Raw genomic sequence first — 11,789 nt, forward strand, 5'->3', positions numbered from 1 at the left:
CCCCCGCCGCTCCACCGCAGCTTCTCCCTCCCTGGACCGGGCATGACCCCTCTTCGCCGCCTCCTCGCCCGCCAGCTGCTGGGCATCCAGCTGCCCCTCGTGGCCCTCCTTCTCGGGCTGGTCTGGTGGGGAACCCGGACCCTCCTGCTTGGACAGGCCCAGCGCGATGGCGAGGCCCGGCTGCGCATCGCTGTCGAGGCCATGGACCAACGCCTCTCGGAAGTGGAGCGCGCTGGCTCGTTCGTCCACAGCTATTGGATCCAGGGGCGGCTCCCCTTCGACGCTCCCGAAGCCAATGCCTCGCTGCTCATGCCCTGGCTGCACAGCCAGGATGATTTCCGGCTGCTCAACCTCCTGGACGAGCAGGGGCATTCCCTGCTCCTCATGCAGGGCAAGGATGGCTGGCATGGCCGCGTCATCCGGGAAGACTCCGGCGGCCGCTTCCAGCTGGGCTGGCAGAAGGCCGGGGCCATGGGCCTCGAGCCCCCGGTGACCGAGGCCTACCATGTTTTGAACGGCTATGACCCGAGGAGCCGCCCCTGGTACCGGGAAGCCCGTGGGCTCGAGGCGCCCCGCTGGTCGGTGCCCTATCGCCTCGGCCCTCCGGAAAACCGGCTTGTCATGACCTGGCTCGTGCCCCTGAGGAGACCAGGGAAGCCTCTGGAAGGCGCGTTGGGGCTCGATCTCGTGGCCGAGGATCTCCAAGGCTTCCTCGAGCTGCTCCGGCCCACCCAGGGCAGCCGGCTCTGGCTCCTCGACCAGGAGGGCCAAGAGCTGTCCGTCGCCCACGGCTCCCGGGCCATGGTGACCTTGCCGCCGCCCGGCTCGACCTCGGCCCTCCTCGGCGGACTGCGCCACCGCATCCTGCGGAGCGAGCTCCCCCGCCACCCCGGGTCCCAGTGGCACATGGTCCTCGCGATTCCTGAAGCGGACCTGCTCGCCACGGCCCAGGGGAAGCTGCTGGGCTTCACGGCGGCCGCTTTCGTGGTGATGCTGTTGCCCATCCTCTGGGGCCTCCGGGTGGGGCGGAGGCTCTCGGACGACATCCAGGATCTCGCCAACGCGGCGGAAGAGGTCGGCGCGGGCGTCGCCCCGCACCGGCCCTCGAACGAGGTCCTCGAGTTCCAGGTCGTGGGCCAGGCCCTGCAGTGGGCCCACGCCGAAATCCGGGAGCGCCATGCCCTGCAGGAGCAGCTTCAGCACAGCCAGCGGCTGGAGACCCTGGGCACCCTGGCCGGCGGCATCGCCCACGACGTGAACAACCACCTCAGCGCCATCCTCGGCCAGCTGCACATGGTTCGCGAGACGCTGCCGGACGGGCATCCCGCGCAGCAGCGGCTCCTGTTGGCGGAATCTTCGGCCACCAGCTGTGCGCGGACCACCCGGACCCTGCTCGCCTTCAGCCGCCATGGCGACCCGGACCTGCGCCCCATGGATCTCCATGGGCTGGTGACGGCCACGGCGGACCTGCTGGCCTCCATCCTGGGAGGGCTCATCCGGGTCGACACCGACTTGGCGCCTGGGCCGGCCCCAATCAAGGGCGACAGCCTGCAGCTGGAACAAGTGCTCATGAACCTGGCCGTCAATGCCCGGGACGCCATGCCCCAAGGAGGGCGGCTCACCCTGCGGACCCGTCGACCCAGAGAAGGACGCATCGAACTCGAGGTGGAGGACACCGGCCAGGGCATCCCCGGAGAGGCCCTCCCCCGCATCTTCGAACCGTTCTTCACCACCAAGGCCGTGGGGCAGGGAACGGGCCTCGGCCTGTCCATGGTGCATGGGATCGTCCAGACCCACGGAGGAACGATCGCCGTGGACAGCCAGGTGGGAATCGGCACCCGGTTCACGCTGAACTTTCCCCTGGCTGAATCTGGAGCTGCGGAGGCCGTCCCGCTGCAGGCCGGAAAGGGGCCCATCGAACCCCTCCTCGGATTGCGCCTCCTCGTGGCCGAGGATGAGGCCTTCCTGCTCGACATGCTGGAAAGCGCCCTGGTCGCGGCCGGAGCCCACGTGAGTCGGGCCGCCTCCGGCGACCAGGCCTGGGGGGCGTTCCAAAGTCAGGCCTTCGACCTGGTACTCAGCGATCAGCGCATGCCTGGCTACACGGGTATGGAACTGTTCCAGCGGATCCGAGCCACGGGCTCGCGGGTTCCCTTCATCCTCGCCAGCGGCCAGTCGTTGGAGGCCTTCCAGTCCGCCTTCGCCAAGGACCCCCGAGCCCACCTGCTGAACAAGCCCTTCCCCCTCGACGACTTGCTGACCCTGATCCGGGGACTGACCGCCCATTGACCGCCGACATGTCCCGTCAGGTTGCGGCCGCTAGGCCCTGAGGTAGTCCAGGGGGTTGAGCCCCCACTCAGCCGGCTCCTCGAAGGACTCTATGTGCTGGTTCGCCTGTCCTAAAGCAAGGTCCCGGGGCGGAAGGCCATAGCCCCGGACCGCATCGTAGACCACACGAACGATGGGCCGCAGGAGGTCCTCCTGCTGTTCCACCACCACGGCCAGCTTGCCGTCGCTGAGGCGCACCAGGCTGCCCACGGGATAGATTCCCAGGGCCCTGATGAACAGCTGCACCAGATCGGGGTCGAGATGGTCACCGCTCCATTCCAGCAGCTTCTTGAGGGCATCCGAGGGCTCCATGCCCTTGTGGTAGACCCGGTTCGAGGTGAGGGCATCGTAGACATCCACGATGGCGGCCATGCGTCCCGCCTGGGAGATCTGGTCCCCGCGGAGCCCCATGGGGTAGCCGCACCCGCCCATCTTCTCGTGATGCTCGGAAGCGATGCGGATCACGGTGTCCGAGATGCCCGGTGTGTCCTTCAGCAGGTCCCGGCTGAGGGCGGCATGGGACTTCATGATGGCGAACTCCTCTTCCGTGAGCCGCCCGGGCTTGTTGAGGATCTCGTTGGGAATCATCATCTTGCCCACATCGTGCAGCAGGCCCCCCAGGCCCGCTTCCCGCACCGCCTGGGCATCCAGGCCCAGGGCGTGTGAGAAGCTCACCAGGAGGGCACAGACACTGACACAGTGCTGGAACGTGTAGGTGTCCGCCTGCTTGATGCGGCCCAGGCTCAGCAGGGCGCCAGGGTTCCGCAGCATGGAGGCGTTGATCTCGTCCACCACGGGCATGGCCCGGGCGGGGTCCACCTGCTTGCCCAGGCGGATGTCCTGCATCATGTCCTTCACGACGCCCTGCGCCTCGCCCAGGATGCGCTGGGCGGCGGCGGCCTCCTCCTTCTGGGGCACCCGGGCGGTGGGGAGGGTGGCCTTCTTGGAGCCGGAGGCCTCCAACTGTTCCTGGAGGACCTGCTGGACTTCGGCTTCCGTCGGCGCGCCGGGTAGGTCGGCGCCCTTGCCGGTATCGATGTAGACGTCATGCATGCCCTGGTGCTGCATCTTCTCGATCTGGCTCTCGGACTTGAGCAGGAACTGCTGCCGGAGGAAGCCGTGCTGGAGCCACCCACAGTTCAGGTCGTGGATGTACATGCCCGGCTTGAGTTGGTCTATGCGCACTCGCTTGATCGCCATCCGCTCCAACCCCCTGCCCTGCCCCTTTGAATCGGCCGGGCGGGCAGGAGGTTGAGTCATGACTGCCCAGGGGGAAGGAAGGGCCGTCCCGGCCGCGGTGGGATGTAGAATGGGGGTTCGGACCGCGCCCAGCGGCGCTCTTAGGAGGGTCGACCGTGCTTCAAGCCTATCGCCAACATGTCGCCGAGCGAGCCGCCCTGGGCATCCCGCCCCTGCCCCTGACCGACGCGCAGATGACCGAGCTTGCCGCCCTGCTCGCCCACCCACCGGCGGGCGAAGAGGCCTTTCTCCTCGACCTGCTCACCCACCGCGTGCCCGCCGGCGTGGACGATGCCGCCCGGGTCAAGGCCGCCTTCCTGGCGAATGTTGCCAGCGGCAACGAAAAGGTCGCCTTGGTCTCCCGCGAGAAGGCCACCGAGCTGCTGGGCACGATGCTGGGCGGCTTCAACGTGAAGCCCCTCATCGACCTGCTGGAGGACGCCCAGGTGGGCGGGATCGCCGCCGCGGGTCTCAAGAAGACCCTGCTGGTCTTCGACGCCTTCGCCGACGTGAAGGCCAAGGCCGACCAGGGCAACCAGAACGCCCAGTCCGTGCTGAAGTCCTGGGCCGAGGCCGAGTGGTTCACCAGCCGCCCCGAGGTGCCCCAGAGCCTCACGCTGACGGTCTTCAAGGTCACTGGCGAAACGAACACCGATGACCTCTCCCCCGCGCCCGATGCCTGGAGCCGTCCCGACATCCCGCTGCACGCCCTGGCCATGCTCAAGAACGCCCGCCCCGGCATCAACCCGGATGACCCCGGCAAGGTGGGGCCCCTCAAGCAGCTCGAGGCCCTCAAGGCCAAGGGGCACCTCATCGCCTATGTGGGCGACGTGGTGGGCACCGGCTCTTCCCGAAAGTCCGCCACCAACTCCGTGCTCTGGTTCACGGGCGAGGACATCCCCTGCGTGCCCAACAAGCGCTTCGGCGGCGTCTGCCTCGGCACCAAGATCGCGCCCATCTTCTACAACACGATGGAAGATGCCGGTGCCCTGCCCATCGAGCTGGACGTCAACGGCATGGACATGGGCGACGTCATCGAGCTGCGCCCCTACGAAGGCAAGGCCCTGAAGAACGGCCAGGTCATCGCCGAGTTCAAGGTGAAGTCTGACGTCATCTTCGACGAGGTCCGCGCCGGGGGCCGCATCCCGCTCATCGTGGGCCGCGGCCTCACCGCCAAGGCCCGCAAGGCCCTGGGCCTACCCGAATCCACGGTCTTCCGTTTCCCGGCCATTCCCAAGGACACGGGCAAGGGCTATTCGCTGGCCCAGAAGATGGTGGGCCGCGCCTGCGGCACCACGGGCATCCGTCCCGGCACCTACTGCGAGCCGCGCATGACCACCGTGGGCTCCCAGGACACCACAGGCCCCATGACCCGCGACGAGCTGAAGGATCTGGCCTGCCTGCAGTTCTCCGCGGACATGGTGATGCAGTCCTTCTGCCACACGGCGCCGTACCCCAAGCCGGTGGATGTGAAGACCCACCGCGAGTTGCCGCCCTTCATCACCAACCGCGGCGGCGTGTCCCTGAAGGTGGGCGACGGCGTCATCCACAGCTGGCTGAACCGCCTGCTGCTGCCAGACACCGTGGGCACCGGCGGCGACTCCCACACCCGCTTCCCCATCGGCATCTCCTTCCCGGCGGGTTCGGGCCTGGTGGCCTTCGCCGCCGCCACGGGCGTCATGCCCCTGGACATGCCGGAGTCCGTGCTGGTGCGCTTCAAGGGCGAGCTGCAACCCGGTGTCACGCTGCGCGACCTGGTGAATGCCATCCCCTACTACGCCATCCAGCAGGGCCTCCTGACCGTCGAGAAGAAGGGCAAGAAGAACATCTTCAGCGGCCGCATCCTCGAGATCGAAGGGCTGCCCAAGCTCAAGGTGGAACAGGCCTTCGAGCTGTCCGACGCTTCTGCTGAGCGCTCCGCCGCGGGCTGCACCGTGCACTTGGACAAGGAACCGATCATCGAGTACATGACCTCGAACATCACGCTCATGAAGTGGATGATCGCCAACGGCTATGAGCACCGCCAAACCCTGGAGAACCGCATCCACGCCATGCAGGCCTGGATCGCCAGGCCCGAACTGCTCGCGCCGGATGCTGATGCCGAGTATGCCGCCGTCATCGAAATCGATCTGGCCGACGTGAAGGAACCCCTGCTGGCCTGTCCCAATGATCCCGACGACATCAAGCCCCTGTCCGCCGTGGCCGGCCAGGCCATCGACGAAGTGTTCATCGGCTCCTGCATGACCAACATCGGCCACTTCCGCGCTGCCGGGAAGCTGCTGGACGGCAAGACCGACATCCCCACGCGGCTCTGGATCGCCCCGCCCACCAAGATGGACGAATACGTGCTCACGCAGGAGGGCTACTACGGCATCCTGGGCCGCACCGGGGCCCGCATGGAGATGCCCGGCTGCTCGTTGTGCATGGGCAACCAGGCGTCGATGCGGAAGGGTGCCACGGCCGTGTCCACCTCCACCCGAAACTTCCCCAACCGCCTTGGCATCGATACCCAGGTCTACCTTGCCTCCGCCGAGCTGGCCGCCATCTGCGCCTTGCTCGGCAAGATCCCCACGGTGGCCGAGTACATGGAACAGGTCGGCATCGTCGGCAAGAAGTCCGCCGACATCTACCGATACATGAACTTCGATCAGATTCCGGATTTCCGCGAGATCGCGGACACCGTCACGGTCTAGGTTCCTGCCAGTCCCGAAATGGCCCGGGGCACGCCCCGGGCCATTTCCGAGTTACCGCTGCCGAGGGTTGTGTTACGCTCGTCAGTTCTTAACCACCTTTCGGGGGGTTCCCATGGGGATCTTTGAGGGCCACATCCGCGTGCACGAGGGCGATCGTTTCGCCCTGGTCGCTTCGCGCTGGAACGACTTCATCGTGGAGCGCCTCATCGAGGGCGCGAAGGACTGCATCCTTCGCCACGGCGGCACCGAAGATCAGATGGACCTCATCCGCGTCCCGGGCAGCTTTGAACTGCCCCAGGCGGCCAAGCTGGCCGCCACCAGCGGCCGCTATGCCGGAGTCATCGTGTTGGGCACGGTCATCCGCGGCGGCACACCGCATTTCGACATGATCGCCGCCGAGGTGACCAAGGGCGCCGCCCAGGTGGCCCTGGACACGGGGCTGCCCCTGGCCTTTGGGGTGCTCACCACGGACAGCGTCGAGCAGGCCATTGACCGGGCCGGCGCCAAGATGGGCAACAAAGGCTGGGAAGCGGCCCAGAGCGTCCTGGAGATGGTGGACCTGGCCCATACTCTGGGTGGCAAGAAGGGGCGCAAGTAGATGGGTGTTCGTCGCCGCGGGCGTGAATACGCCCTGCAAATGCTGTACGCCATGGACCTGACCGGCTACCAGCCGGATCAGGTGTTTGCCGGCTTCTACGCCATCCAGGATCTGAACCGGGATGCCTTCTACTACGCCCGGCGCCTCGTGGACGGCGTCCACGGGCAGATGGAGGAGATCGACGGCGTCCTCACCAAGTACGCCGAGCACTGGAAGATCCACCGCATGGCCGTCGTGGACCGGAACCTGCTCCGCCTGGGCCTCTACGAGCTGATGTTCGTGAAGGAGGTCCCCTTCCCCATCGTCATCAACGAGGCCCTGGAGATCGTGAAGGAGTTCAGCGACCAGGAGGGCACACAATTCCTCAACGGCATTCTTGATGCCGCCCGCAAAGAATTCCGACCAGAAGAAAACGGCCCCCGGGCCAAGAAGAAGGTCCCCGTGGCGGAACCTTCTGAAGAATCGTGACCTGACCCTCCCCCCCTGGTTTGGTATGCTCGATCCCTTCCCCAGCCTGACCTGATCGTTGGAGCCTTGATGAGCACCTCCCGCAAGCCGTCCGCTGCCGTGAAAAAAACCGTGGCTCCTCGCCCCGCCGCCAAGACCAGGACCACTCCCGCCGCCTCCAAGTCAGCCGCCTCCGCAGTCAAGGCCCCAGCCCAGGCCTCGGTCCAGACCATCGGACTGGAGGAGATCAAGACCCTCATCGCCCTCGTGGGCCGCGAGCCCTTCCAGGAGTTCGAGTTCGAGGCCGGTGACATGCGCTTCCGCATCCGCAAGGATGGTCCCGCTCCGGTGATCCAGGCCCCCGTGCCCGCCCCCATCGTCATGGCCGCCCCGGTGCCCCAGGTCCACCACCTTCCCTCCGCCCCCGCCGCCCCGCAGTCGGCTCCGGCCCCCGCGGACGAGGCGGGCATCCACTACGTCACCAGCCCCATCGTCGGCACCTTCTACCGCTCCTCCAACCCCACGGCCACCCCGTTCGCCTCCCCGGGCGACTTCGTGAAGCCCGGCCAGACCCTCTGCATCATCGAGGCCATGAAGCTCATGAACGAGATCGAGAGCGATGTGGCAGGCGAGATTGTGAAGGTGCTGGTGGAGAACGGCACCCCCGTCGAATACGGCGAGCGCCTGTTCGCCGTGAGGATTGGGTAGGCCATGGGCGCCATCAAACGCAAAGCGCCTGCCGCCATCGCGGCACCCCTCGACGCGCCTCCCTTCAAGAAGATCCTCATCGCCAACCGCGGCGAGATCGCCCTGCGGGTCATCCTGGCCTGCAAGGAGATGGGCATCCAGACCGTGGCGGTCTATTCCGAGGCCGACCGCAATGCCCTCCACGTTCGCTTCGCGGATGAGGAGGTCTGCATCGGGCCTCCGCCCTCCTCCAAGTCCTACCTGAACATCCCCCAGGTCATCGCCGCCGCGGAAGTCACGGGCGCCGAGGCCATCCATCCGGGCTACGGCTTCCTCAGCGAGAACGCGCACTTCGTGGAAGTCTGCCTGGCCTGCGGCATCACCTTCATCGGCCCCAGCGCCGAGATCATCCGCAAGATGGGCAACAAGGCCCAGGCCAAGGCCACGATGCTCGAGGCCGGGGTGCCCCTCATGCCCGGCAGCGACGGCCTCGTGGAGACCGTGGAGGAGGCCCTGGTGGTCGCCGAGCAGATCGGCTATCCCGTCATCGTTAAGGCCAGCGCCGGCGGCGGCGGGCGGGGCATGCGCATCTGCAACAACCCCGAAGAGCTACCGGACCTCTACAACACCGCCCGCACCGAGGCCAAGGGCGCCTTCGGCGACGACAGCGTCTACATGGAGAAGTACCTCCTGGAGCCGCGCCACATCGAAGTCCAGATCATGGGCGACTTGTTCGGCAACGTGGTGCACCTAGGCGAGCGTGAGTGTTCCATCCAGCGCCGCCACCAGAAGCTCATCGAGGAGAGCCCCAGCGCCGTGCTCACGCCGGAGTTGCGCCAGCGCATCTGCGACACCGCCGTGCGCGCCGCCAAGGCCGTGGGCTACTACAACGCCGGCACCATCGAGTTCCTGCTCGACAAGCGTGGCGACTTCTTCTTCATGGAAATGAACACCCGCGTCCAGGTGGAGCACCCCGTCACCGAACTGGTCACGGGCATCGACATCGTAAAGGAACAGCTCCGCATCGCCGCGGGCCAGAAGCTCAGTTTCACGCAGGCGGAGGTGGTCCAGAAGGGCCACGCCATTGAGTGCCGCATCAACGCCGAGGACCCCTTCAAGTTCACGCCGAGTCCAGGTCGCATCACCGCCCTGCACTTCCCCGGGGGGCCCGGTATCCGCGTAGACACCGCCATGCACCAGGACGCCGTCATTCCGCCCCACTATGACTCCATGGTGGCCAAGCTCATTGCCTACGGCGCCAACCGCACCGAGGCCATCGCCCGCATGCGCCGGGCCCTCGACACCCTGGTCATCGAGGGCATCAAGACCACCGCCCCCCTGCACCGCCGCATCATGGACCACCCCGACTTCGTGAGCGGCGCCTTCTCCACCAAGTGGATGGAGACCTTCATGGAAGAGCTGAAGCGGAACCCGATGGGGGATCCGCGGTAGCGGGTCGTGAGCGGACAGCGCACAGGCGCTGTCCCGAACGGGGACTCGCTTCGCGGATCATAACCACCAGGTTGGCCCCAATCTCCATGCGGGTCGCGAGCAGACAGCGCCCCTGAGCTATTCCGAGCGGGTCACCCACACCGCTGAGGAGAGCAACCAGATTGGCCCCACTCTTCCCAGCGCCGTTCAGCAATCCCGCCGACTCCGATAGACTGGAATCCATGCCGCCTTAGCTCAGTTGGCAGAGCATCTGATTTGTAACCAGAAGGTCGCCGGTTCAATTCCGGCAGGCGGCTCCACCCCTTCGACCGGACTCCCTCGCAAACCTGCCACTACCCCGTTCCCGTGTGGCGGTTCATCTGCAACCAGTGGATGAACACCATGTCCGCGGTCTCGAAGTGGTAGGTGAAGCTCTCCCGGGCGTGCTGGATGAAGGCAGGGACGGCCTGGTCGCCCTTGACGACCCGCCGCAGGGATTCGATGAAGGCCTTCCGCATGGCCTCGTGCTCCTGGACGTGCCCGACAGTACCAGGGTAGTCCCAGGTCCGCATCATCTGCTCTTCACGGGTGAAGTGGTCGAACGTGTGCTCGAGCAGCTGGTCCAGGAGGGGATTGAGCTCATCGATGTCCGAAGCCCGCCGCTGGGTGCCCATGCGGTCGAGGAGCTTGAACAGGGTGTAGTGGTCAGCGTCGATGCGCGGATCCATGGAACTGAAGGCTGTCTCCCTGCGTCGTCTCATGTGCCCACCCCCTGGCTTCGGGGAGAATGTTCATGCTAGTGCAGAACGAGAATCCCGTAGCCTGAAATTTCCGGCATTCCTGCTCCATTTCCAGGGAACCTTTCGACGGATTCGTAACCACCCTATGCCCTGGAAAAGGCAGGCCCGGAAGCCCTCTCCCGCTCGGCTTCCGGACGCCGTCCCCGGCCCGCGCTATCCTCTTGATCATGCTCATCATTCCGCATCCCACCGTGCTGCACGCCGGGGAACCTGACCCTGTGAACCCGGGTCCCGCCCTGCTCTTCCGGGCATGAGCGGAGGCCCGGGCGCCCCCAGCCTGCTTCGCTCCGCGGGCGTCGTCGGGCTGATGACGCTGCTCAGCCGGCTCACGGGCCTGGCGCAGACCTTCTTCCTGAGCCACGTGCTTGGTGCGGGTGCGGCCGCCGACGCCTACGTGGTGGCCTTCCGCCTGCCCAACCTTCTGCGGCGCTTCACTGCCGAGGGCACCATGACCGCCGCCTTCCTGCCCACCCTGGCGGAAGCGGAGGCCGCCGAAGGGGAGGCTGCCCTGAAGGCTGTGGCCGCGAAATTCCTCGGCACCCTCCTGGCGATCCTGCTGGGGGGCGTGGCGCTGGTACTGCTCGTCATGGGGCCCCTGGCGGGCCTGCTCATGGGAGGCCGTCCCGAGGCCCAGGCCCAGCTCACCACCCTGCTGGGCCGCATCATGTTCCCCTACCTGGCCCTGGTGAGCCTCACGGCGGGCTTCGCGGGGCTGCTGAACCTGCGGCACCGCTTCGCCTTGGCGGCCTCGGTCTCGGTGTTCTGGAACATGGCCTTCATCGCCTTCGGCTGGACGGCCCTGAAGGTGCTGCAGCGGCAGGGGCCCGTGCCCTTCGAGACCGTGGCCGTGGTCTGCGCCTGCGCCGTGCTGGCCGGCGGCGTGCTCCAGCTGCTGGTGCTGCTACCCGCCGTGCAGAAGGAGGGCTTCGGCCTTGACTTCGGTCTGCACCTGAAGGATCCCTGGGTGCTCAAGGCCCTCAAGCGCATGGGGCCGGGCCTGCTGGCCGCGGGCATCTACCCCATTAACGCCCTCATCAGCACCATGTTGGCCTCGCGGCTGCCCAACGGTGCCCAGACGGTGCTCTACAACAGCGGCATGATGGGCGAGATGGTGATGGGGATCTTCGCCATGAGCCTGGCCACGGCGAGCCTGCCGGCACTGTCGCGGCAGGCCGAGGCCCGGGACTGGCCCGCCATGCACCGCAGCCTCATCCAGTCGATCTCGGCCTCGGCGCTCCTGGTGCTACCGGCCTCCGTGGGCCTGGCGGTGCTCGCGCGGCCCATCTGCGCCCTGCTCTTCCGCACCGGCGCCTACGGACCAGCCGCTGCGGACTGGACCGCCCTCACGTTGGTGTTCCAGTCCCTGGGGCTGGTCTTCGTGGCCGCCCAGCGCCTGGGCAACCAGGCCCTCTACGCCCTCAAGGACTACCGCGGACCCGCCTCGCTTGCGGGCTTCACGCTGCTACTCAACGTCGCGCTGAGCCTCGCCTTGCTGAGCCCCCTCGGCACCGGCGGCCTGGCCCTCGCCAACGGGCTCGCCAGCCTCGCGGGCCTGCTGCTCCTGCT

At 66.9% G+C, this 11,789-nt stretch carries 9 protein-coding genes and 1 tRNA gene; 8 read left to right on the plus strand and 2 right to left on the minus strand.

The window, feature by feature from the left end; genetic code table 11:
• Positions 1 to 42: 42 nt before the first annotated feature.
• Complete coding sequence (locus tag WAS25_RS00925) at positions 43 to 2,289, plus strand: ATP-binding protein (RefSeq protein ID WP_422309403.1); 2,247 nt, start codon at positions 43 to 45, stop codon at positions 2,287 to 2,289.
• Between the two features lie 30 nt (positions 2,290 to 2,319).
• Here WAS25_RS00925 and WAS25_RS00930 read toward each other — a convergent pair whose 3' ends face one another.
• Positions 2,320 to 3,528, minus strand: a complete 1,209-nt coding sequence (locus WAS25_RS00930) for an HD-GYP domain-containing protein (RefSeq protein ID WP_422309405.1) — start codon at positions 3,526 to 3,528, stop codon at positions 2,320 to 2,322.
• 155 nt (positions 3,529 to 3,683) lie between these two features.
• Between WAS25_RS00930 and acnB the strand changes: the two genes are divergently transcribed.
• From acnB to WAS25_RS00960, 6 genes are all read left to right on the plus strand, one after another.
• Positions 3,684 to 6,260 carry a bifunctional aconitate hydratase 2/2-methylisocitrate dehydratase gene (gene acnB / locus WAS25_RS00935; RefSeq protein ID WP_422309407.1) on the plus strand — a complete coding sequence of 859 codons (2,577 nt, stop codon included), beginning with the start codon at positions 3,684 to 3,686 and terminating at the stop codon, positions 6,258 to 6,260.
• A 112-nt stretch (positions 6,261 to 6,372) separates the two neighbouring features.
• Positions 6,373 to 6,858: a 6,7-dimethyl-8-ribityllumazine synthase gene (ribH, locus tag WAS25_RS00940; protein ID WP_422309409.1), complete on the plus strand. Its 486-nt coding sequence runs from the start codon at positions 6,373 to 6,375 to the stop codon at positions 6,856 to 6,858.
• The gene (nusB, locus tag WAS25_RS00945; protein ID WP_422309411.1) at positions 6,859 to 7,326 is read left to right on the plus strand and encodes a transcription antitermination factor NusB; all 468 of its coding nucleotides are present in this window, start codon (positions 6,859 to 6,861) and stop codon (positions 7,324 to 7,326) included. It begins immediately after the preceding gene.
• A gap of 69 nt (positions 7,327 to 7,395) precedes the next feature.
• Positions 7,396 to 8,013, plus strand: coding sequence for an acetyl-CoA carboxylase biotin carboxyl carrier protein (accB, locus tag WAS25_RS00950; RefSeq protein ID WP_422309413.1), 618 nt, complete (start codon positions 7,396 to 7,398; stop codon positions 8,011 to 8,013).
• A gap of 3 nt (positions 8,014 to 8,016) precedes the next feature.
• Positions 8,017 to 9,444: an acetyl-CoA carboxylase biotin carboxylase subunit gene (gene accC, locus WAS25_RS00955; protein WP_422309415.1), complete on the plus strand. Its 1,428-nt coding sequence runs from the start codon at positions 8,017 to 8,019 to the stop codon at positions 9,442 to 9,444.
• 223 nt (positions 9,445 to 9,667) lie between these two features.
• Positions 9,668 to 9,743: transfer RNA gene (locus tag WAS25_RS00960), tRNA-Thr, on the plus strand.
• Between the two features lie 33 nt (positions 9,744 to 9,776).
• Here WAS25_RS00960 and WAS25_RS00965 read toward each other — a convergent pair.
• Complete coding sequence (locus WAS25_RS00965; RefSeq protein ID WP_422309417.1) at positions 9,777 to 10,184, minus strand: bacteriohemerythrin; 408 nt, start codon at positions 10,182 to 10,184, stop codon at positions 9,777 to 9,779.
• Positions 10,185 to 10,530: 346 nt separating this feature from the next.
• Here WAS25_RS00965 and murJ point away from each other — a divergent pair.
• Positions 10,531 to 11,789, plus strand: a 1,259-nt coding sequence (gene murJ, locus WAS25_RS00970) for a murein biosynthesis integral membrane protein MurJ (protein ID WP_422309419.1), incomplete at its 3' end; no start/stop codon positions are given.

Source organism: Geothrix sp. (assembly GCF_049292215.1).
In the GTDB taxonomy this organism is placed as follows: domain Bacteria; phylum Acidobacteriota; class Holophagae; order Holophagales; family Holophagaceae; genus Geothrix.

What these genes read in the sequence shown, in the direction of transcription:
- WAS25_RS00925 (WP_422309403.1), top strand. Translation starts at nt 43, where the DNA reads ATGACCCCTCTTCGCCGCCTCCTCGCCCGCCAGCTGCTGGGCATCCAG.
- WAS25_RS00930 (WP_422309405.1), bottom strand. Translation starts at nt 3,528, where the DNA reads ATGGCGATCAAGCGAGTGCGCATAGACCAACTCAAGCCGGGCATGTAC.
- ribH (WP_422309409.1), top strand. Translation starts at nt 6,373, where the DNA reads ATGGGGATCTTTGAGGGCCACATCCGCGTGCACGAGGGCGATCGTTTC.
- nusB (WP_422309411.1), top strand. Translation starts at nt 6,859, where the DNA reads ATGGGTGTTCGTCGCCGCGGGCGTGAATACGCCCTGCAAATGCTGTAC.
- accB (WP_422309413.1), top strand. Translation starts at nt 7,396, where the DNA reads ATGAGCACCTCCCGCAAGCCGTCCGCTGCCGTGAAAAAAACCGTGGCT.
- accC (WP_422309415.1), top strand. Translation starts at nt 8,017, where the DNA reads ATGGGCGCCATCAAACGCAAAGCGCCTGCCGCCATCGCGGCACCCCTC.
- WAS25_RS00965 (WP_422309417.1), bottom strand. Translation starts at nt 10,184, where the DNA reads ATGAGACGACGCAGGGAGACAGCCTTCAGTTCCATGGATCCGCGCATC.